Source organism: Coprobacillus cateniformis, assembly GCF_009767585.1.
GTDB lineage: Bacteria > Bacillota_I > Bacilli_A > Erysipelotrichales > Coprobacillaceae > Coprobacillus > Coprobacillus cateniformis.
Window position 1 is genome coordinate 1,057,575 of the sequence record NZ_WSNW01000001.1, and the last position, 21,554, is coordinate 1,079,128.

The window sequence follows — 21,554 nt, forward strand, 5'->3', positions numbered from 1 at the left end:
TATTTACTTTGCATTTAGAATTTTATAAATCTTTTCAGCAGTCTCATCAATTGTAGAATGAGAAATATCAATTTTAATTGTATTCAGTTGTTTATAAAGTTTCATCCTTTCTAAACTTCTTTCTATTATATCCTGACTACGAATGCCTGCATCTATATCTGTCTGAAGATGTGCTTTTAAAGTATCATCTGAACAAATAAGTGAAAACGTATAAACATGACAATGGTTAATATCAACTCTTGAAAGAATTTCATCAATAATTGATTGTTCATGCATAACCCAACAGAATATAATATTTTCTATTTCACTACAACTTATAAATTGATTTAATTGATAAACAATATTATTCATAACCATAGCTTTAGTTTCTCTATTAACAACAAATGGATGCATATCCCAACACCAATCACCATCTAAAAAGACACTTTGATTCAATTTTTGTTTAAGCAATGAAGATGTAGCTGTTTTACCAACCCCCATTGTTCCACCTATAAGAATTAATTTTTTCATCAAAAAACCTCCATTTCTACTATATACAGTATATCTCTCAATAAATTTCAAGTAAAATCATTTTTAAATATAATGACAATATGTAAACATATATCCAATAAAAAGACTGCCAAACTGACAGTCTATCTATGCTTGTGAGATTTGTTTATTCACTTTTTTCTTAACAATTGTATGCGTAAAGAAAACAACAAACTGAATGATTGCTATAACAACCATAACAACAGTATATTTATCTAACATAACCATTGGTAAAGCTATATCTTCTGTAAGTATAAAAATCACAACAGATATGATTGCAATAGCAATTCCTAATAACTTCATCCATATATAACGCTTTTGATATGTTAGACCTTCTTCTTGATTTGATTCCATATTTTTCTTCAAGAAAATAATAACAATTCCTAAGATTACAGTTGTCATTGCAGCAATCAAATTAATCAATGCCCAAGAATTTTCAATACCTGCTAAAGGTGTCTTGTTATCATTAACCGTGATAACTTCTGTTTCATTATTCTCTTCTTGTTGTTGGTTATTATTTTGTACTGGCGTATTAACTACAGGAGTTACTATATTGGCTGGCACTCTTGTAGAATCTTCTATATTTGGAGATAGGTTTGCTGAAATTCCTGCTTCAGGTACTTCAATAGGTCCAGTGATTTCGGGAGTTGCTGGCTCTTCATTATTAGATAAGGGTGGTTCCTCATCATCAGGTTGATTAACAATCGCTTCTATAATAGATAATTTTCCTTCTACTATATTAACTATGTAATTTTTATTTTCAACATAATGAGCAGTAATGGGATATTCACCTAATTCTTCACCAGATTCTCTTGTTAATGTGTAATTTAAAGGTTGCCCCTCAATCTCTCCTTCAACCGTTGCTGTGAAATCTGGATCATCTGTTCCTATGTTTTTTTCTACATCATCTATTGTTATTGTCATAGGTGCTGGATGAATAGTTAATGATCCTGATTCCAAATAAAGACTGTAAAAATAACTCACATCATTTCCAGTTTTATCATAAACTTTTGCTTCTTCAAGATTCAAGATATATTTACCAGACTCAGTTGCTAAAATCGATTCATGTTGTACAACAACATTATGACCAGTTTTTAGACTCCCAGCAGTTATGTCAAAACCAGATAATTTTTTTTCAGTACCATCATATGTGACTGTCATACTCTTTGCAGTCACAACAATTGGGATTTTCCTAAACAAACTAATTGTAAAAAGATTTTCAGGTGCCAAAGCATTACTTGAATTATAATCAAAATAGAGATCATCATAAATTAGATTTGCACGTAATGGATTATCAGGATGTATTTTCACTTCTGTTTATCTGCCATTTACTTCAACATAATTTAGAATAATTGTTTGTTTTTTACCTAAGTCAAAACGTGTAGGATCATCCTTTTGACCACCATATAAATACGAATTTACACTTTCACTAAAAGTATAACTTCTTTCAAACATAGCATTTTTTTCAACAACTTTACCTTTCGCATTATAGATTGTTCCATACATCTTTATATGATAAGTTACAGGTTCAATCTGATAAGCCTTTATATCAGTAAACTCTCCTAAAATAATTATTCCTATGAATAGGAATGTAAATACTTTCTTGATAACTTTCATTAATGTTCATCTCCCTACTCTATTTCCATTATATGGAGAAACAGTCACATGAAAGTCACAATTTGAAATTCATTGTAAAAAAAAGATGAGCATTAAAATAACTCATCTAAAACTTATCTAAAATTTTAAGAATTTTCTAACTGAAACAAAACTTCCAATTAAACCAACACCACTTCCAAGAGCAACTAATAAACCTGAACATTGCCAAATAAATGGGAAAGGTTCACGCAAAGCTAACATTGAAGGTAACAATCCAACAGCTCCATTATAAACCATTGTATATCCAAAATACATAACCAGAACTGGAATAATTGATCCTAAAATTCCAATAAAGATTCCTTCTAACATGTATGGTAAACGAATATACCAGTTACTTGCTCCTACCATACGCATAATACTAATTTCAGTTTGTCGAGATGTAATTGTAATTTTGATTGTATTTGCAATCATAAAGAGAGCTATAACAGTTAATCCAACAACAAAGATTGCCCCACCATTTCTAACAGCTTCTAAACTATTAACTAATGATGATGTTGATTCACCACCAGAGTTAACTTCATTGACATTATTAAGAGTTCTGATTTGATCAGCTACAGTATCAATTTGTTTAGCATCTGTGACTTCAACAACATAGGCCGCCCCTAATGGATTATTTTTACGATATGTTTCAAACAACTCTTTTCCATTATCGTTTTGTTGTTCCATCATTTTATTTAATTCATTATCTTTAGATGAGAATGTTACTTTCTTAACACCTGCAATTTTTTCAATTGCTGGTTGTATTTTTTTAGCATCTTCATCTTTTAATTCACGATCAATTTTCACATATACTGTAAGGCTTTCTTCAATACTTAATGTCATATCTTGAATATTAATTGCAATAATACCAATAACTGCAATCAAGACCAAAGTAATTGTTACAGCAAAAACAGAAGATACAGACATGACACCATTACGCCAAATATTTTGAAATGCTGTTTTACAATGTTTGGGGAAGTTTTTTACACAACTAATGAATTCCATTTGCATAACCTCCTGTACTTGTATCTGTCTTAATACATCCATCTTCAATTAAGATTGTTCTCTTTTTATATTTTTGAACAATTTCTTTATCATGTGTAACAACTAAAATTGTCGTATGATTGACTTCATTGATTCGTTCTAATAATTCAATGATTTCAATAGATGTATCTGGATCTAAGTTACCAGTTGGTTCATCAGCGATTAAAACTTTTGGATTATTAACAATTGCTCTTGCAATCGCTACACGCTGCTGCTGACCACCTGATAATTCATGAGGAAAAGCATTAGCTTTATCTTCTAGTCCAACAAGTTCTAATGTTCTTCTCACCTTTTTTCTAATTTCCACTCTAGGAGTATCTGTAACTTCTAATGTAAAGGCAATGTTTTCAAAAACTGTTTTCTTAGGCAGAAGTCTAAAGTTTTGAAATACAATTCCAATATTTCTTCTGAAATAAGGAACCTTGCGATTTTTAATTTTAGAGACATCTTCTCCTGCGACAATAACTTTACCAGATGAAGCTTTTTCCTCTCTATATAATAACTTAATAAAAGTAGATTTTCCTGCACCAGTAGGTCCAATGACATAAACAAATTCTCCTGGACCAATATTAACATTCATATTGTTGACAGCTCTTACGCCGGTTTTATAAACTTTTGTAACATTTTCGAGTTTTATCATCTTATCACGCTCCTTTTAACATTATAACACATATTTTGTCTAAAAAAATGGAAATTAAAGGTTTTTTCATGTGATTTGTTTTTTGAGTTCTCTCCTACTATGAAAGCTAAAGAAAAGATAACATATAACTGTTATCCTCTTTATATAATTAATGATGAAATAAACGTAAATGTGTAAATGCCATAACAATATTATACTTATCACAAGTTGCAATGACATGGTCGTCTCTGATACTACCACCAGCTTGAGCAACATATGTGACCCCACTCTTATGAGCACGTTCAATATTGTCTCCAAATGGGAAAAATGCATCTGATCCAAGTGCAACATCTTTTAAGGTTGCTAACCATATTTTCTTTTCTTCCTTTGTCAATGGTTCAGGCTGACAGGTAAAGAATTCTTGCCAAATTCCATCTGCCAATACATCTTCATAATCATCTGAAATATAGACATTGATGGTGTTGTCACGATCCGCTCTACGAATTTTCTCTTGAAATGGCAGACTTAAAACCTTTTTATGTTGGCGCAAATACCAATTGTCTGCCTTATTACCTGCTAATCTTGTACAATGAATACGTGATTGCTGTCCTGCTCCAATCCCAATAGCTTGTCCATCTTTGACATAACATACTGAATTCGATTGAGTATATTTTAATGTAATCATAGAAATCAGTAAGTCACGTATAGCACCTTGAGATAATTCCTTGTTTTGAGTCGGTCTATCATTAAATAAATCTTCAGTTATTTGAACATGATTTCTTCCTTGTTCAAATGTGATGCCATATACATCTTTTGTTTCAATATCTGCTGGGATATAATCAGTATCTATTTGGATAACCAGATAATTTCCCTTTTTCTTTTTACTCAAGATAGCTAATGCTTCAGGTGTATATGAAGGTGCAATAACCCCGTCACTCACTTCTCTAGAAAGATATCTAGCACATGACTCATCGCATTCATCACTTAATGCTGCAAAATCACCATAACTAGACATACGATCACTTCCTCGAGCTCGTACATATGCTGTGGCAATTGGCGACAAATCCAATCCATCAGTAAAATAAATTTGTTTTAATGTTTCATCTAATGGAACATACACAGCAGCTCCTGCTGGTGAAACATGTTTAAAGCTTGCAGCACTTGGCAACCCAGTTGCTTCTTTTAACTCTTTAACCAATTGCCAACTATTAAAAGCATCTAGTAAATTGATATATCCTGCTTTTCCATTTAACACTTGAATAGGTAATTCACCATTTTTGTTATAAATCTTTGCTGGTTTTTGATTGGGATTACATCCATACTTTAATTCTAATTCTCTCATTTTATTTTCCTCCTGAACATATGAAATTGAAAAGAGCCACACCTCTGGACTCTTTGCCCAGACGGTCGGCTCTTCGCATTATATTTCCTGTGGTCAATTCCACTTCCGTCAGTCATATAACTACTTAAAGACTACCACCTTTTACTTTTAAAATCAATAAAATTTGAAGCAATAATATAATTGGTATCCCAACAACAAAATACCATTGTCTTGTTTTATGATGACATATATACATACCTATCCATGTCCCAAGACTTCCCCCAATGATACTTAAGAGAAAAAATGATTTCTCTGGAACTCGCCATGCGTGTTTCCTTGCTTTATATTTATCCAGTTTCATCATCAAGAAAGCAAGAATATTAATCATAATCAAATATATCATCATGAATTTCATAACTTCAACTCCAAATTAGTGTTTTATGCTTTTTATTTTACAATATCACAAATCAACTCACAACAATAATATTTATATTATATGTTATTGATATTTGTTTTAGAACATATTTTTCTGTATAATAATAGATAGAGGTGATTAGCGATGAGAAAATGTCCAAGATGTCATAAAGAAATGACTGAAGAGTGTTATTTAAAGGATTCTGCACAACCTATTAGTGACTATGTTGTTGTTCAAAAAAATGAAGATCTAAAAAAGATAGAATATCCTTTAAAAGTATCACTCTGTAAGACATGCGGCTATGTAGAAATGTATGTGGATTTAGATAAAGGGTAGAAGACTACTCTTTTTCATTTATTTTACGATTTTATTAACACCAATAGAAAAAATAATGTTATAATGCTTTAGCAAAGGATGTGATATATATGTGTGGAATCGTTGGATTTGCACCTGTGAAGGAAAACGGAGCAGAAATTTTAAAACAAATGATGGATCGTATTGCACATAGAGGACCTGATGGCGAAGGTCAATTTGTTGATGAATATGTTGCTTTAGGTCATCGTCGTTTATCTATTATTGATTTAGCTGGTGGAACACAACCTATGGCGACTGAACATTTGGTAGTCGTTTTTAATGGGGAAATATATAATTATTTAGAACTAAAAAAAGAACTAGAAAATAAAGGGCATCACTTTAAAACAAATAGTGATACTGAGGTTCTTTTACATGGTTATGAAGAATATCATTATGAAATTGTTAATCATTTAAGAGGAATGTTCTCTTTTGCTTTATATGATACAACAACTCATGAATTATTTTGTGCAAGAGATCATTTTGGTATTAAACCTTTTTATTATTATTTTGATCAAGAACATTTTCTTTTTGCCAGTGAAATCAAGGGATTCTTAGATCATCCTGATTTTAAAAAAGAATTAAATAGAGATGTTTTAGATATTTATCTAAAGATGAACTTTGTGGCTGGTGAACAAACATTCTTTAAGAATGTGAAACAATTATTGCCAGGTCATTACTTAGTTTATAAAGATAAACAAGTTGAAATAAAGCGTTATTATTCTATACAATTCAAAGATCAATATAAGAGTGATCAAGAAATGATTCAGGCAATTGATCAGATTATGAAAGATTCAGTAAAACATCATTTAATTGCTGATGTTGAAGTAGGATCATTTCTTAGTAGTGGAATAGATTCATCATATCTTGTTTCATTAGCAAGACCTCAACATACATACACAGTTGGATATAATGATGAAAGATATAACGAGATTAGTTATGCTCAAGATCTAGCACAACAATTAGGTATTGAAAATAAAAGCAAAATTATTAATAAAGAAGAATATTTAAATATTTTACCTAAGATGATGTATCATCTGGATGAACCAACTGCTGATCCAGCTGCTGTTGCGCTTTATTTTGTAAGTGAACTTGCGAGCCAGGATGTTAAGGTTGTCTTATCAGGAGAAGGTGCAGATGAATTCTTTGGTGGATATAATACATATCGTGGTGATATTGATAGTGGTATTTATGGAAAGATTCCATTCTTTATTAGACATTTCATTTCACGTATTTGTAAACATTTGCCAACAATCAAAGGTGTCCCTTTCTTAATCAGAAATGGTGAACGTATTGAAGATTATTATGTTGGTGTCAACCCTGTTTTTTCTGAGCAGGATTGCAAACACTTATTAAGAGATACTTCTCATCTACATACTCATGATGATATTGTTGCTCCTTTATTCAAGAACTTAGGAAAAGCAACCAATATTCAAAAGAGACAAAATGTTGATTTGCAAACATGGTTTATTAAAGATATCTTACAAAAAGGTGATAAAATGACAATGGCTCATTCCATTGAAAGTCGTGTTCCTTTTACAGATAAAGAAGTCTTTCATGTTGCAAGTCAATTAAAAGATAATCAGAAGGTTACAAAGGAAAATACAAAAGTCTTATTAAGACAAGCTGCTAAAAAAGTTATTCCTAATGAAGCATATAAGAAAAAGAAACTTGGTTTCCCAGTTCCTTTAAGAGAATGGATGAGAGAAGAAGATCTTTATCAAAAAGTTTTTAATGGTTTACAAACACCAATTATTAAAGAACTTTTTGATGATCAAAAACTGATTTCTATGTTAGAAGATCACAAAAATCAAAAACATGATTATTATAAGAAGATTTGGACTGTTTATTGTTTCTCATTATGGCACCAAGTTTTCTTCTCAGAAGAATATGAAAACCAAGCTTAGGCTTGGTTTTTATTATTGAAATGTCACAACATTTAAAGATCTTGGTTTTATAAGAAAATGATAATGTCCATAACTGACTTCTTCACCATCAACATTACAGTTATATGAACATATAACATTAGCATTCTTAACACGAAAATAATGAACATCTTTACGACCAGCTAATTTACGTCTCACTAACCTTTCAACCATATATGGAATTTTCCATTTAGGAACCTTATCCACAACACAAATATCCATATATCCATCTTGAATATCAGCGTGAGGTATAATTTGAAACCCACCACCATAATACTGTGCATTATTAACTGTGCAAAGAATCATTTCTCCTTGATAAATCAAATGATTATCACTAAATATAGTCACAGAATGATTGCCATATTTTAATGTATTTTGTAGTATAGAGATAATATAACTTTTTGAATCAGGGATAAAAGGTATATGTGGTGTATCATGAACATGATTTGCGATCACACTATCAAGTCCAAAGCAAGCAGCATTAATAAAGTAAGAATCATTCAATTGAATAACATCAATTTTTTGAGCACTATACTTTAAAGATTCTTTAAGCAGTTCTTGTGGATTCTTTTGTGTGGTTAATGTTCTACAGAAATCATTCCCTGTCCCTAGAGGAATCACAACAACTTCATGTTGACTATCCACTAAATCTTGGATAAAACCATGAACTGTTCCATCTCCTCCAACAATATAAAAGCGGGCTAGACATGGAAACTCTTTTATGTACTTTTGACTATCTGCTAAACAGTTACGATAAACGATTTCATAGTCATAGTCCTTCATAATATCATGAATACTTTTTTCAAAGTCATGATGTTTTTTTGTATATTTCATCATAAAGATATGTTTCATTTCCCCTCACCTCATCTTCATTATAACGAAATCTGTTATTTTTTCCAACAAAGTGTCATATATCTTTGAAAACTTCCTTTTATAATTGTTGCACAATCTAAGATTTCATAGCCCAATGTCTCTAATTCTTTATTCATTGGTATATGAGAAACCAAAAGAAGTGATGGTGCTAATGAAAATGCTCCTTTTAGTAAATCTAATTGTTGTTCATATGAAAAAGGACTATAAACACCATAAGGAATATCCATAATCACAACATCATATTGTTTCTCAATTATTCTCATATCTTTTCTTTGAATAACAGATGGATCATATCCAAAATGCTCCAAATTGCATCTTGCCTGATAAGAAACTTCACGATTAATATCATATCCCTCAATATCAATGCCCATACTCAAAGCTTCTAAAACAACTGTACCAACTCCACAACATGGATCTATCAGTTTTAATGATGTTTCTTGCCCAACAGCAATATTAACTAATGTCCTTGCATCTCTAATATTTAAAGAATGTGAATAAGAATGAGGTTTTTCATAACAATGTGACCAAACAAGTTCATCATCATATGTCCCAAAATACCATTGATTGTGTAATTTTGTAATTGCAAAAATAACCTTAGGTTCTTGCATATTCACTGAACCATCAATAGGGTGAGCAATCTGTCTACATTTTTCTAAAGATTCCTGATAATCAACATGTGTTATATCATTCTTTAAATAAATAACTTTGAATTCATAATAACACATTTGGCTTTCCTCAATGAATTCAACAATTTTATCAAAGTTATCAGATGAATACATAATATTCAATCTCCCCTTGATAAAAACACTTCTTGTATAATCAAAATAAGTATTTGATAAATAATATTTAGACGTCATATTTTCTTTAAACAGACGTCTAAATTCCATCTCACATAATTGTTGCTCATGGGGTGAATAATTGTAAATATATAGGTATTTGTACATGTTTTTCCTCTTTCCATTTCTTACATTTTTGTTATGTTTGCTTTTTATAGTATACATAATTTCTTATTTGTTGTAAAATAGAGTTGCGTTTTGGGAGGTGTGGCTTATTTTTGGAATTGATTATTTAAAAGAACATTTTACACATAATCAAAGATATATCATTGTTGCGATTTTATCGATGTTCTTACCTTTTTATATGTGTGCAACAGTTCTCATCTTTTTAACAATACGTCTTTTATTAAAAGGGGAAATACAAGACGCATATAGAAAAACAGCAAAGAGTCAATATATTCTTTACTTTTGTGGGTTGAGTTTTGTTGTATCGCTGTTTTATCAAAACTATTATGGGGCTGGTTGCAGTCTTGGAATCCTTGCTATTTTATCTTTTGTTTTATACTACCGACAGCATATTACAGGTGAATTATTTGAATTCATTATGAATTGTATTATTGTCTTAAGTGTTTTTGCAGCACTTTATGGTTTAATAGAGTATATTGGAATCCTGAATAAGTTTGATATAGATCAATTAGAAATTATTATTTTTAATCGACCTCAAGACCGTATCAATTCTGTTTTCTTTAATGCAAACTATTATGCTATGATGATAGAATTTTTTGTTTGTATTACTTTCTATAAAATATTAAAAATCAAAGATATTAAAGTTAACTATAAAAAGTTTTGTTATTATTTAGCAGTCATTGCTATTAATTTATTTATGTTACTTTTAACGGCCTGTCGTACAGCTTGGCCTGCACTTGCAGCTGGTGTTCTTGTGATATTAATTATTGATAAACAATATAAAGCTTGTTTAGCTATAATGGCTGGTGTCATTTTAGCTTGTGTATATTTTGTATTTAACCCTTCAAAGTTCCCTAGAGTTGATAACATTATTGCTTATTTTGGAACAAGACAGGGAATATGGGATGTTGCTATAGCAAATATAAAAACTCATCCTCTCTTTGGTGAAGGGCCTATGACTTACTGGCATATATACAAAGCTTATAATGGTCATCCTACTGAACATGCCCATAGTATCTATTTAGATCCTTTGCTTTGTTTTGGAATTATTGGAATTCTCACAATTCTGCCATTTATTATAGAAAATATTAAGCGTTTATATCGATTATGGAAAACACAGATTGATAAGACATTAGTTGCATTAATTATCTCATTTACAGTTATGATTTTTGTTCATGGTATGTTAGACTATACAATTTTCTTTGTTCAAACTGGTTTTCTTTATCTCTTAATAGCAAGCTCATTTGATATATACAAAGAGTCTCTCTAAACGAAAGACTCTTTTTTATATTTACGAACATAAACCTAATCTTTTCATTTCATGATAAACACCATCATCATGAACACTTTCACAAACTGTTGTTGCAAATGATTTTAAGACTTCTGAACCATTTCCCATAACAACACTATGTTCACATACCTCAATCATTTCTAAGTCATTCATACTGTCACCAAAGCAAATCGTATTTTTCATTGACAAGCCAAGATGTTCAACAACAAAGCGTACTGCATTTCCTTTATTTGTTCCTTTAATAATAATTTCACCATTGATGATATGCGTTGATAAAAACTCATGAACAATGAAATTATACTTTTTAGATAAGATTGTTCTTGGTTCTTTCAAACTTTCTTCACTATATGTCATAAAACATAACTTTTGAACTGGTAATGGATGCGCCTCATATTCTTCTATTGAATGAATATTAAAACGATCTTTTTGTTCGTTCAATAGTCTTGTTAACTCTGAATTCATATCATCATCTTTCAAATGTATTTTGATAAAAGCTTCATTCATATCATCATTTTGAAAAGTCATATGAGTTGTCTCTAAATTATACATAATCCCATTTCTATCAAAGACCTCTCTAGCTTCCTTAACATCCTCTTCCTTCAAACATGATTCATATATTTTCTTACCATTATACTCAATATAACCACCTGCACTACAGATAATACCATCAAAGCCGATAGGCATTAAGGATTGAACTCCTGCCTTATTTCTGCCTGTGCACAAAAAAACATAATGACCATTTTGGCGTACCTGTTGAATAGATTTTTTGACATTGTCACTCACTTCACCATTAGGTAATGTTAGAGTTCCATCTACATCTAAAAACACAATTTTTTGTTCCATATTTTCACCTCTTCATCAAGTATAAATGAATTGATTACAAAAGAAAAGAATATTCATATCTTTGAGTAGTTTTAAGCAAATAATTTGCTAATATAATGAGTATAAATTATACCACATGTAGTGAGTAAAAGCTAACAAAGGAGAACTAATATAGAAAACAATTAAATTAAATATTAACAGACTTTGCTGTTAAATATCACAAATCACAAAATTATCATTGGTATGTGAAAAGAAAAGATTTCTTTAATGTTCATGCAAAATGAGAAGAATATTATAACTCTATGAATCAAACTATTGCTGAAAACATACTTATAATTGATGGATCACCATTGGCTTTTATGCAAGAATTTTTAGAGCATAATCAAATTCAGGAAACTTTAATGGTTGCTGTTTCGTTACAAGATATTTATGAATCTATTTTATTAGACTTTAATTATTTATTAAATAGTATAAAAACATAAAAAAGAAGCAGATAATCAAGACAACTATCTTATCTCTTCAACAATGGATAATTATATTGAAAATTCAGTAAAGCCATTTGGATGTCAAATCAAGTCATTGTATAAAGTCGTATGCTAAATCAATTATTGATATAGCTTTTTATTTGGAGAACAATCTATTCTGCATTGATTCTTCCCTTGATATTTCGAACAATATAGTGCTAGATCCGCTCTTTCAAAAGCTTCTAAATAAGGTGTATACCTATCAACTATGAAAGCACCAATGCTACATGTGAGTGTAATATTTAAATCTTCAAAAACTTTTGATAACTGTAATGCTTGCATAATCTGACAGGCTTTCTTTTCTACAATACCTGCATCGATAATATTCATCATAAAAACTTCGAACTCATCACCACCATAACGGCTAATAATATCCTCTTTTCTAAAACATGATTTTAAAATTCTACCAAACTCAACAAGACACTGATCACCAACATCGTGTCCATAAGTGTCATTAATTTCTTTAAAATTATCTAAATCTAATATTAAAAAACAACCCTTTACATTGTATTCTATTAATTTTGATACTTTTTCTTGGAAGGTATTTTTTTGATATAGTCCTGTCATTGCATCTCTGATAGCCTTTGCTTCCAATGATTCTAATTTTGCTTTATGCTGTGATATATCTGTAATTTTACAAATAATTTTATATGGTTGATGATAACGTTGTTTAACAAGCATATCTAACATACACCACTTGTAAACACCATCATGAAATTGCATTCTCACTTCACATTTATAAACTTCCTCATCAGATAAATTGACAAATAAATTTTCAATTACCCTCCAATCATCGGGGAGCACAATATTTGTCTCTTTATAATTTTGAGAAAAATGACAATAACTTAATTGATCAAGTAATAACATTCTTTGTGATTGTGGCAAAAAGGTGAGTTTATCTTGCAATATATCATATTCAGCAATAATAACATCATCAAATTGTTCTAACATGTCATATTGATTGTGATGGCATATTTGTTTCTTTTGATATTTTAACAAAAAAATAATTAAATAAAAAAAGAAAAAAACACAAATAAAAAATATCTTCTTATCTATATGCATGATATACCACCTCACTTATTCTCAATATATTCATCATGATTTTATTTAGTATTCATTTTCATAAATAAAAAGTAAAGTATTTCTACTTTACTCATAAACTTCTATAATCTTATCTAATGTTTCAATAATTTCATGGTATTCATCTGTACTCATTTGACGGATCATTTCTTCATTGCCTTTTTTGACAACTCTTTTTAATTGAGGATATAATTTTTTTGTTGCTTCTGTGAGATAAATACGATTATTTTCTATATAAAGATAATTTTTTTTCTGTAGATGATCAATAATACTCTCTATTAATCTTTCATCAATTTTTGTCTCTTTTTTTATGTCTTCAATTGATAGACCTTCAGCATAATGCAATGCTAAAACTATCTCATAATCTTCATAAGACAAATGATACTCTTTTAACAGTTCATTGATACGTTCTTTACGTAATCGATACAAAACAACAATTCTTTTCTCAATTCTTTCCATTTTTTATCACCATGTCCATTATAGTCCTTAAACATGAATTGAATGTTAATAAATTACATTCACTTACTATTGTAAAAATTCACAATAAGACTCTTATTTCTTCTTTCTAGGCCTTGGATTAGGCAGTTCATCACAAGTTACTCTAATCAATGTTGTCATTAATTCTTTATTGTCTATACTATCAATAACCAAATGTGGCTTTGCATTTGTATAGGGTGAAGCCTCCTGACAGTTTGGGAAAATCAATTCTCCTGCAGTCGTCTTCTTAACAAAGAACTGATTATCACAAATTAAACCAATAACCTTTCCATCACAATATATTGCATACTCTCCAAACATTTTTCTATATGAAATCATTCCAGCACCATCTATCTGCTGACAAATATAATGTACAAAATCTAAACTTGATGCCATTTGTAACTCCTCCTAACTGTTTATCTATGTTTCTATAATTATACCTACTCTCATAAAAATAAGATTGTAAGAATAAGTCATTTCATAACAGATAAACTCTAAAATGAGACTATTTTTATATAATAATTATCTGTAAATAATATGATTTCCATATATTGTTGTTTTACAATATCATTATTATCTACCTTAAATATAATAAAATTTGAATTATGCTAGCTGATAATAGTGCAACAAAAGCCCCTATGACTATTCCCTTTATTGCACCTTTGATATGATGCCATGGACTTCTGTATTCTTTAATCATATCCTCAGTACCTGGAATCATTAGTTTTTGACTATGACAAAATATAATTAAGTCAAATACAATTAAATCATATATATTCACTGTCAAAAACAATATAAAAACATGTCTATATACAGAAATAAAAGTCTTATTTCCAGAAAGATATGCTACTATAAATAAAAGGATAGATATGAGAATTGCACCTATAAATTTACGTATCTAATTTTTATGCTCTACTTGACTCATAAAATCTTTATATTCAGGTAATTTATAGACTCTTTTTTTATTGCAGTCGGATAAGAAGCAAATTGGGATAACGGATTATGATATTGTGCTGGTAATATTATAATTGTAAATATTATGCAGGCAACTATGCATTCCATGATTAATAACATATTAATTCTCCTTCATATTTCTGTTTCATTTATATATGTGCTTATGCTCTAGTATAATCTTTTAACGTTTGAAATACAATCCAGTCAACAAAAAAAGTTTTAAAATCCTCAACGATGGGAACTTTAAAACAATTTAGAAACTGGTGCCGACAACAGGACTTGAACCTGCAACCTGACCATTACGAGTGGCCTGCTCTACCAGTTAGAGCTATGTCGGCATATACATATTATATGATAAAAAGGAATAGATTACCACTATTCCTTAGGTGAAAGTTTTTTTAATACTCCATTATTCTTAAGTCTTGGTGCAATTGCAAGATAAACAAGTGATGAAACAATAACTGCTATAATAGCATTCGTCCCTGTTGTTATTGCATTCCATGATGCCAATGCTTTCGCTGCTTTATCAGGAGCTCCTAATATAACTGTTGTATAGAAATAAGAAAAAATAGGTTCACCAATAACATTAAATAACATACCAGAAAAAGCAGAAATGAAGACAGCTCTTCTTAACTCCTTTCCTTCTTTATTTTGAATATGCATAACCTTATGCGCTACCAATCCAGTGATTATCCCAATCCCTAATTTTAAAATAATCGTTTTTGGTGCTACAATAACATATGTTGGGTCAAGTAAATCGCCAATTCCCATACCAATTGCACCAGCCGCTCCTCCTGGCAATCCACCAAGTAATAAAGCAGCTAAAACACAAAATGTATTACCCAAATGAAATGAAGTCATCCCCGCAGGTGTTGGAATTTTAATTTGCATAAATGTAAATGCAATATATGACAATGCTGCCATTAAACCAATAATTAATATTTTTAATACTTTATGATTCATTTTGAATCCCCCCCTCTTCTTGAAATTGAGTATACTCCTTTATTGGTTATATGAAAATATTCAGTTTTGTATTTTTTTATATAACCAGATTATGTTATAATCAATTGGAGGTGATATTATGCTAACTTACCATTTTAATCATGAATTAGGTATTCCAATGTATGAATATCTCTACCAATGTATTAAAAATGATATCATTCAACAAAAATTACAGGCAAATGAAAAATTGCCATCTAAACGAGTATTTGCAAAACATCTACAAGTTAGTCTCATTACAATTGAAAATGCTTATAATCAATTGCTTATAGAAGGTTATATTTATTCAATAGAAAAAAAAGGATACTTTGTGAATTCAATAGAATATCCTGAAATTCCAACCCAAACAGTTCCAACTATCTTGGAAAAACCACAAATTCAGTATTTTATTGATTTGAGAACGAATTCTATATCCCTCTCTAATTTTCCATTTTCAGTCTGGTCAAAATTAACAAGACAAGTTTTAAATTCACAGAACTCTGAACTCTTAATACGTGCACATCAGCAAGGTTGCCTTGAACTTAGAGAAGCCATCTGTGAACATCTTCATGCATTTTCAGGTATGAATGTTTCGCCATCGCAAATTGTCATTGGAGCAGGTACAGAATATTTATATAATATTGTCATTCAATTGCTAGGACGAGACCAACATTATGCTTTAGAAAATCCAGGCCATCGAAGTATTGCTAAGGTTTATCAATTAAATAATGTTCACTATCAGTATATTTCTTTAGATCATGATGGTTTAAATATTGATGAACTCAAAAAAAGCCAAGCTCAAATTGTTCACATATCTCCTGCTCATCATTATCCTACAGGCATTTCAATGCCTATTCAAAGACGTTTAGAAATCTTGAAATGGGCAACTCAACAACATACTTATATTATTGAAGATGATTATGATAGTGAATTTCGATTACGTGGAAAACCCTTATCAACACTTTATCAAATTGATCAAAATGAACGAGTCATTTATTTAAATACATTTTCTAAAACGCTTGCTCCATCATTTCGTATGAGTTATATGGTATTACCACCACATTTAGTACAACTCTATCATAATAAATTTGCATTTTCAGCGTGTAGTGTCTCAAGTTTTGAACAAATAATTTTAGCTGAATTTATGAAGCAAGGTTATTTTGAGAAACATATTAATCGTATGCGCAATTCTTATAAAATGATAAGAGACGAGCTCTTAACTCAACTCCAACAAAGTGTCATTCATCAAGACATTAATATTACTGAAGAAAATGCTGGTCTTCATTTTCTTTTACACTATCATTCTTCTTTATCAGATGTAGCAATTATTGAAAAAGCACATAATATTGGTTTAAATATTGCAACCCTTTCCCAATTTTATGAACAACCTTTTGAATCTCAAACATTAGTTGTTAATTATTCTGGTCTCTCTCTAAATGATATTCAATTAGCAGTCAATTTGCTTATACAACTTCTATCTCGTCAATGAAATACAAAATAACCAGATAAACTTAACTATCTGGTTATATTTTCACTCTTTTTTTCATATTATAAAGATTTTCATCTGCTTGACGATATAATCTTTTAAATGAGTTATTGATATCATCTGAGCAGGCAATTCCAATTGAACATGATAATGTATGCTTTTCTTGATTCACCACATACGTGAGATGAATAGAATCATTAATACGTTTAGCCATATTAATAATTTCTTGACGATCTTTGAAATCATCAATAACAACAATAAATTCATCTCCACCCATTCTTCCAACAACACCTCTATTATTGACAACTTGTAATAAGACATCAGCAATATTTCGTAAAGTATCATCACCATAAGTATGTCCAAATGTATCATTGATAAGTTTGAATTCATTAACATCAATCATCATTACAGCAATTGGTTTCTGCTTAATAATAGATTCAACATATTTTTGAATTGCATTTCTAGTATAAACACCTGTCAGGTCATCATGTTTAACATTGAATTCAAGTGATAATTCATAACGTTTTCTTTCATCAATATCTCGTGTTGTTATAAAAGCACATATATCAGTAGAATCTATTGGTGTGTATAAATTAATATCGATTTCATACCAACGTTTCTCCTCAGTTCCTAATTCATATTCTCTTGATAAAAGAGTTTTTCCTTCTTTAAAAAGATGCATCAACTGTTTTCTAGAAAATTCATGTAAGAATTTTTGATGATCATTTGGAGAAACAACCTTTTCTGTAATATATTCCAGAAAGTGGGTATATGTAAATTCATTAACATCCTCTAATAGGTTTCTATGATCATTATAGACAATGCTATTTTCACTCAGATTAATATCATAATACAATCTAGACCCATACATGATTGCTTCATAATATTGTTCTTGTTGTATGCGGATTTTATTTGCATAAACTTCATTAACATCTTCACCAAATCCAATCGCATGGTCTGGTTGCCCATATTCATCAAAAAGAACATGATAAGTAATATGCATCCATTTATAAACACCATCTTTATGCAATGCTTTAAATAAATAATCACAATCTTCACCTTGAGATATTTTTCTATAAAAATCTAGATATCCTTGATGATAATCAGGATGAATATAATTATTTTCAACAAAATATTCAGGAACATTTTCAATTAGTTCAGGTGTCCCTGTATCCTCTTGAACTGCTTTAGAACGATATAATTGCTTTGTCTTTATATTATAATCCCATAAGCGTCTATGTGTCTGTTCAAATGCTAACTTATACTTCATCTCTGATAATCTTGTTTCCTGTTGATGATGAATTTGAGCAGAACGATCATCAATAATAACCAAAACAACATGTTTACCTTCTAAGGATTGCTCAAGATGCTTTGTCCTCATTTCCAGACTCAATATATGTCCATCTCTATGAGTTCCTCTATATAGACAAGTACGAATTTCCTTTGTATGGATAGAATCTAACAAAGCATCAATGACTTTTTGTCTATCTTCTGCAACAAGCAATTCCATGACATCCAAATCAGGAATATGTAAGTCATCGTCATATCCATATAACTGATAAAACGCCTTATTTGCATAAATAAGAGTTTGCATATCTGGAGTGACCTCTAACATCAGAATGGAACTATACATATTCTCTACAACCGCATTATATAATGCGTTTTTTTCTTGCAATTGAATTGAAAAGAAATAGGAGTCCATATAACTATTTATATATTTACCAATTTCTATAAGCACATTTCTTTCACTTTCGGTTAAGTTTCTTTTCTCATGACAAACCAAAACAGTCTCACCAACATATTCTCCCTGTCTTAAAATAGGAAGACAAACAATTGTATAAGAGCCATTCAAAAAATATTCTTTGAGTGCAGAACATTCTTGATTTTGTTCAATTTCATCTTTTTGTAAAATAATAATACCACCATTTTGTTGATAACAACTCATTAACTGCTGCTGTTGTTGAGTAGTCAATGGGTGATAGGTTGGTGTCTCTAATTGATAATCATGCTGGTAATGCATATATAAATGTGTTGGTTGTTCATAGCGTATTGTTGAATAAATCCTATCAAAGAACATTTCTTGTCCGATATGTTGCCAAACTTCATTAATACTTATTTGTGGCTTGTCATGTGTATCCATATGCGATAAAGCAAACAAAGAAACTTCATTTAACTTATATTCTGATATATTACGCATAACCCCTACTGCAATAATGGGTTGGTTATAATCATTATAAATAGTATGGGTAATAACACTATACCATTGATAACTTTCATCTGAAAAATATGGTTTTGCTCGAATACTTTCTTTTGTATCACTGTGACCTGAAAGTATATACATGACTTTCTCAACATCATCAGGATGAATATGGTATCCATCTTGTATACGCTGTAGATAATTAGGAACTTCTATCTTGCTTAGTTCACCGGTTTGTGGTGAAAGCCGTGAATCATAGTATCTCATGCTTCCTGTAATAAAATCAAATTCAAAAATTTGGGCATCTAACCTTAAAATTGCACTTCTATACCACTCTATATCATCAACTTTGTGAATATTATTTAAGACATCATCAATATTAATTAATCTTTCAATTTCATCTTTTGTATCACCTTTAGCTATAGATTGATCTTCATAAATCTCAAACATCATTTGTCGTGTGACAGGACGACTGTAATAATATCCTTGTGCTCTTAAACATCCTATTGAACGCAGGAAATCTATTTGTTCTTTTGTTTCAACACCTTCAGCAATAACGGATAAACTTAATTTTCTAGACATAATTAAAACAGATTCCAGTATTTTTTCACTTTTCCCTGATGTTTGAAGGTCTTGTAAAAAATTTAAATCTATTTTAAGAACATCTACAGGGACTTCTTTTAACATATTCAAAGAAGAGTATCCACTTCCAAAATCATCCATCAGAATGCTAAATCCTTGCTTTCTTAACTTATCTACAACTTCAATCAACTGTTCTGGATTATTTGTATAAGCTGTCTCAGTAATTTCAAGTCTTAAAAGTTCAATAGGGACATTATACTTATCTAATAAATAGAGAAGTTTTTCCTTAATGTTCAAATACAATTCAATTCTTGATACATTAACAGAAATCGGCATAACATAATAACCTTTATCTAATAATCGACGTAAATCCTGACAGACCTGTTCCCATATACAAAAATCTACTTGAGATATAAATCCGTTAGATTCAAATAAAGGTATAAATTGATTAGGTGGTATAATACCTTTTTGTGGATGAATCCATCTGACTAATGCTTCAAAGCCAATAATACTACCTGTTTCTATATTATACTTAGGTTGATAATAAGGCACAAACTCATGGTTGACCAAAGCATTCTCCATTTCATTAATAATCGTCTGTTCATCCATAATGTTTTGTCTTAAAACATCCTGATATATTTTATATGTTGTTTCATAATTTCCCTTGATGCTTTTTGAGGTCATAAGTGCACGATCACACATAACACTAGCGGATAAATGACAATCTGTAATTGGATATATTCCAAAGCTCAAAACAATTTTAACGTTAACTGACACTGATTCTAATTGCCTTGAAACAGCGGTTGTAAGTTCTTCATATGACATTGAACCTCTTTCCATCAAAATAACAAAAACATCATTATGCAAACGCCCTATAATCCAGTGATATTGCATACATATATCAGAATACACTTTTGCTATATACTGTAATAGGCGATCTCCTCCAGCCGTCCCATATAAATCATTAATTAACTTAAAGCGATCGATATCAAAGCATATCAAATCATATTTTTTATCAGGATTTTCCTGTAAAATATATTCAACCTCACTTAAAAAGTATTCTTTATTATAAACATTTGTTAGAATATCTTTTTCAAAATAATCACGATAAATATTATGAGCATAAATGTGATAAACGCTTTTGACTCTGTTCACTATTTTCTCTATTTGATAAGGTTTTTTGATATAATCAGTTCCACCTAATTGAAAGCATTTAGATTCTAAGTTTGCATCTGCCTTGCCTAATACAAAAACAGGTAAAGTTGCTAAACGAGGGTATTTTTTTACATAATGGGCAATCTCAAAAGTTTCATCAAAATCGTCTATATCCACAATCATAAAAGATAATGATAATGTTGTTTTTAATATCTCTTTAGCTTTCTTAATCTGGTCACAATAAAGAACTAAGAAATCATCTGTTAAAGCATCACCTAACTCTTTTAATAATTCCTTGTTTTTTCCTGCTATCAATAGATGACTCTTCCCCATTC

The 21,554-nt window shown here is 30.1% G+C and carries 20 protein-coding genes, 1 tRNA gene and 1 riboswitch; of the genes, 5 read left to right on the plus strand and 16 right to left on the minus strand.

The features are described from left to right. Positions 1–3 precede the first annotated feature (3 nt). The 7 genes from GQF29_RS05440 to GQF29_RS05470 all read right to left on the minus strand — a co-directional run bounded on the left by GQF29_RS05440 (position 4) and on the right by GQF29_RS05470 (position 5,562). Positions 4–510 carry an AAA family ATPase gene (locus GQF29_RS05440; protein ID WP_008790116.1) on the minus strand — a complete coding sequence of 169 codons (507 nt, stop codon included), beginning with the start codon at positions 508–510 and terminating at the stop codon, positions 4–6. A gap of 126 nt (positions 511–636) precedes the next feature. Continuing rightward, entirely contained in the window at positions 637–1,839 is a 1,203-nt protein-coding gene (locus GQF29_RS05445; RefSeq protein ID WP_008790117.1) for an FILTED domain-containing surface protein, read from the minus strand. A 6-nt stretch (positions 1,840–1,845) separates the two neighbouring features. Further along, positions 1,846–2,145, minus strand: coding sequence for a hypothetical protein (locus GQF29_RS05450; protein WP_008790118.1), 300 nt, complete (start codon positions 2,143–2,145; stop codon positions 1,846–1,848). A gap of 117 nt (positions 2,146–2,262) precedes the next feature. Further along, positions 2,263–3,168, minus strand: a complete 906-nt coding sequence (gene ftsX / locus GQF29_RS05455; RefSeq protein WP_117599020.1) for a permease-like cell division protein FtsX — start codon at positions 3,166–3,168, stop codon at positions 2,263–2,265. Beyond that, a complete protein-coding gene (gene ftsE / locus GQF29_RS05460) occupies positions 3,155–3,847 on the minus strand; it encodes a cell division ATP-binding protein FtsE (protein WP_008790120.1) in 693 nt (230 codons plus the stop codon). Before ftsE ends, ftsX begins: the two co-directional genes overlap by 14 nt. Positions 3,848–3,995: 148 nt before the next feature. Further along, positions 3,996–5,168 carry a phosphoribosylaminoimidazolecarboxamide formyltransferase gene (locus GQF29_RS05465; protein ID WP_008790121.1) on the minus strand — a complete coding sequence of 391 codons (1,173 nt, stop codon included), beginning with the start codon at positions 5,166–5,168 and terminating at the stop codon, positions 3,996–3,998. Between the two features lie 48 nt (positions 5,169–5,216). After that, positions 5,217–5,294, minus strand: a riboswitch (ZMP/ZTP riboswitch). Next, positions 5,293–5,562: a DUF1294 domain-containing protein gene (locus tag GQF29_RS05470; RefSeq protein ID WP_008790122.1), complete on the minus strand. Its 270-nt coding sequence runs from the start codon at positions 5,560–5,562 to the stop codon at positions 5,293–5,295. Its footprint overlaps the riboswitch before it by 2 nt. A gap of 144 nt (positions 5,563–5,706) precedes the next feature. On the opposite strand from GQF29_RS05470, the gene GQF29_RS05475 reads away from it, so the two are divergent. Continuing rightward, on the plus strand, positions 5,707–5,898 hold the full coding sequence (locus GQF29_RS05475; RefSeq protein ID WP_008790123.1) for a hypothetical protein: 192 nt from the start codon (positions 5,707–5,709) through the stop codon (positions 5,896–5,898). An 89-nt stretch (positions 5,899–5,987) separates the two neighbouring features. Continuing rightward, positions 5,988–7,820, plus strand: coding sequence for an asparagine synthase (glutamine-hydrolyzing) (gene asnB, locus GQF29_RS05480; protein WP_017144088.1), 1,833 nt, complete (start codon positions 5,988–5,990; stop codon positions 7,818–7,820). A 12-nt stretch (positions 7,821–7,832) separates the two neighbouring features. Here the strand turns inward: asnB and GQF29_RS05485 are convergent, their stop codons facing one another. Together GQF29_RS05485 and GQF29_RS05490 are read right to left on the minus strand one after the other, a co-directional pair. After that, positions 7,833–8,690, minus strand: a complete 858-nt coding sequence (locus GQF29_RS05485) for a diacylglycerol/lipid kinase family protein (protein ID WP_008790125.1) — start codon at positions 8,688–8,690, stop codon at positions 7,833–7,835. Positions 8,691–8,725: 35 nt separating this feature from the next. After that, positions 8,726–9,655: a TRM11 family SAM-dependent methyltransferase gene (locus tag GQF29_RS05490; protein ID WP_017144087.1), complete on the minus strand. Its 930-nt coding sequence runs from the start codon at positions 9,653–9,655 to the stop codon at positions 8,726–8,728. A 97-nt stretch (positions 9,656–9,752) separates the two neighbouring features. Between GQF29_RS05490 and GQF29_RS18955 the strand changes: the two genes are divergently transcribed. After that, a complete protein-coding gene (locus GQF29_RS18955; RefSeq protein WP_008790127.1) occupies positions 9,753–10,943 on the plus strand; it encodes an O-antigen ligase family protein in 1,191 nt (396 codons plus the stop codon). 21 nt (positions 10,944–10,964) lie between these two features. On the opposite strand, the gene GQF29_RS05500 is transcribed toward GQF29_RS18955, so the two are convergent. Further along, on the minus strand, positions 10,965–11,807 hold the full coding sequence (locus GQF29_RS05500; protein WP_008790128.1) for an HAD family hydrolase: 843 nt from the start codon (positions 11,805–11,807) through the stop codon (positions 10,965–10,967). Positions 11,808–12,088: 281 nt separating this feature from the next. On the opposite strand from GQF29_RS05500, the gene GQF29_RS05505 reads away from it, so the two are divergent. After that, positions 12,089–12,268 (plus strand): ferritin family protein, encoded by a 180-nt coding sequence (locus GQF29_RS05505; RefSeq protein WP_008790129.1) that lies wholly within the window; start codon positions 12,089–12,091, stop codon positions 12,266–12,268. A gap of 123 nt (positions 12,269–12,391) precedes the next feature. Here the strand turns inward: GQF29_RS05505 and GQF29_RS05510 are convergent, their stop codons facing one another. The 5 genes from GQF29_RS05510 to GQF29_RS05530 all read right to left on the minus strand — a co-directional run bounded on the left by GQF29_RS05510 (position 12,392) and on the right by GQF29_RS05530 (position 15,784). Next, entirely contained in the window at positions 12,392–13,372 is a 981-nt protein-coding gene (locus GQF29_RS05510) for a GGDEF domain-containing protein (RefSeq protein WP_117599019.1), read from the minus strand. An 87-nt stretch (positions 13,373–13,459) separates the two neighbouring features. Further along, positions 13,460–13,849, minus strand: coding sequence for a MarR family winged helix-turn-helix transcriptional regulator (locus tag GQF29_RS05515; protein ID WP_017144084.1), 390 nt, complete (start codon positions 13,847–13,849; stop codon positions 13,460–13,462). Between the two features lie 93 nt (positions 13,850–13,942). Continuing rightward, positions 13,943–14,263: a TfoX/Sxy family protein gene (locus tag GQF29_RS05520; RefSeq protein ID WP_008790136.1), complete on the minus strand. Its 321-nt coding sequence runs from the start codon at positions 14,261–14,263 to the stop codon at positions 13,943–13,945. Positions 14,264–15,082: 819 nt separating this feature from the next. Continuing rightward, positions 15,083–15,159: transfer RNA gene (locus GQF29_RS05525), tRNA-Thr, on the minus strand. Between the two features lie 37 nt (positions 15,160–15,196). After that, complete coding sequence (locus tag GQF29_RS05530; RefSeq protein ID WP_008790137.1) at positions 15,197–15,784, minus strand: ECF transporter S component; 588 nt, start codon at positions 15,782–15,784, stop codon at positions 15,197–15,199. Between the two features lie 118 nt (positions 15,785–15,902). Here GQF29_RS05530 and pdxR point away from each other — a divergent pair, with 118 nt between their 5' ends. Further along, the gene (gene pdxR, locus GQF29_RS05535) at positions 15,903–17,288 is read left to right on the plus strand and encodes a MocR-like pyridoxine biosynthesis transcription factor PdxR (protein ID WP_008790138.1); all 1,386 of its coding nucleotides are present in this window, start codon (positions 15,903–15,905) and stop codon (positions 17,286–17,288) included. Positions 17,289–17,322: 34 nt separating this feature from the next. Here the strand turns inward: pdxR and GQF29_RS05540 are convergent, their stop codons facing one another. Then, complete coding sequence (locus tag GQF29_RS05540; protein ID WP_008790139.1) at positions 17,323–21,552, minus strand: EAL domain-containing protein; 4,230 nt, start codon at positions 21,550–21,552, stop codon at positions 17,323–17,325. Positions 21,553–21,554 lie beyond the last annotated feature (2 nt).

What these genes read in the sequence shown, in the direction of transcription:
- GQF29_RS05440 (WP_008790116.1), bottom strand. Translation starts at nt 510, where the DNA reads ATGAAAAAATTAATTCTTATAGGTGGAACAATGGGGGTTGGTAAAACA.
- GQF29_RS05450 (WP_008790118.1), bottom strand. Translation starts at nt 2,145, where the DNA reads ATGAAAGTTATCAAGAAAGTATTTACATTCCTATTCATAGGAATAATT.
- ftsX (WP_117599020.1), bottom strand. Translation starts at nt 3,168, where the DNA reads ATGGAATTCATTAGTTGTGTAAAAAACTTCCCCAAACATTGTAAAACA.
- ftsE (WP_008790120.1), bottom strand. Translation starts at nt 3,847, where the DNA reads ATGATAAAACTCGAAAATGTTACAAAAGTTTATAAAACCGGCGTAAGA.
- GQF29_RS05465 (WP_008790121.1), bottom strand. Translation starts at nt 5,168, where the DNA reads ATGAGAGAATTAGAATTAAAGTATGGATGTAATCCCAATCAAAAACCA.
- GQF29_RS05470 (WP_008790122.1), bottom strand. Translation starts at nt 5,562, where the DNA reads ATGAAATTCATGATGATATATTTGATTATGATTAATATTCTTGCTTTC.
- GQF29_RS05475 (WP_008790123.1), top strand. Translation starts at nt 5,707, where the DNA reads ATGAGAAAATGTCCAAGATGTCATAAAGAAATGACTGAAGAGTGTTAT.
- asnB (WP_017144088.1), top strand. Translation starts at nt 5,988, where the DNA reads ATGTGTGGAATCGTTGGATTTGCACCTGTGAAGGAAAACGGAGCAGAA.
- GQF29_RS05485 (WP_008790125.1), bottom strand. Translation starts at nt 8,690, where the DNA reads ATGAAACATATCTTTATGATGAAATATACAAAAAAACATCATGACTTT.
- GQF29_RS05490 (WP_017144087.1), bottom strand. Translation starts at nt 9,655, where the DNA reads ATGTACAAATACCTATATATTTACAATTATTCACCCCATGAGCAACAA.
- GQF29_RS05500 (WP_008790128.1), bottom strand. Translation starts at nt 11,807, where the DNA reads ATGGAACAAAAAATTGTGTTTTTAGATGTAGATGGAACTCTAACATTA.
- GQF29_RS05505 (WP_008790129.1), top strand. Translation starts at nt 12,089, where the DNA reads ATGAATCAAACTATTGCTGAAAACATACTTATAATTGATGGATCACCA.
- GQF29_RS05510 (WP_117599019.1), bottom strand. Translation starts at nt 13,372, where the DNA reads ATGCATATAGATAAGAAGATATTTTTTATTTGTGTTTTTTTCTTTTTT.
- GQF29_RS05515 (WP_017144084.1), bottom strand. Translation starts at nt 13,849, where the DNA reads ATGGAAAGAATTGAGAAAAGAATTGTTGTTTTGTATCGATTACGTAAA.
- GQF29_RS05520 (WP_008790136.1), bottom strand. Translation starts at nt 14,263, where the DNA reads ATGGCATCAAGTTTAGATTTTGTACATTATATTTGTCAGCAGATAGAT.
- GQF29_RS05530 (WP_008790137.1), bottom strand. Translation starts at nt 15,784, where the DNA reads ATGAATCATAAAGTATTAAAAATATTAATTATTGGTTTAATGGCAGCA.
- pdxR (WP_008790138.1), top strand. Translation starts at nt 15,903, where the DNA reads ATGCTAACTTACCATTTTAATCATGAATTAGGTATTCCAATGTATGAA.
- GQF29_RS05540 (WP_008790139.1), bottom strand. Translation starts at nt 21,552, where the DNA reads ATGGGGAAGAGTCATCTATTGATAGCAGGAAAAAACAAGGAATTATTA.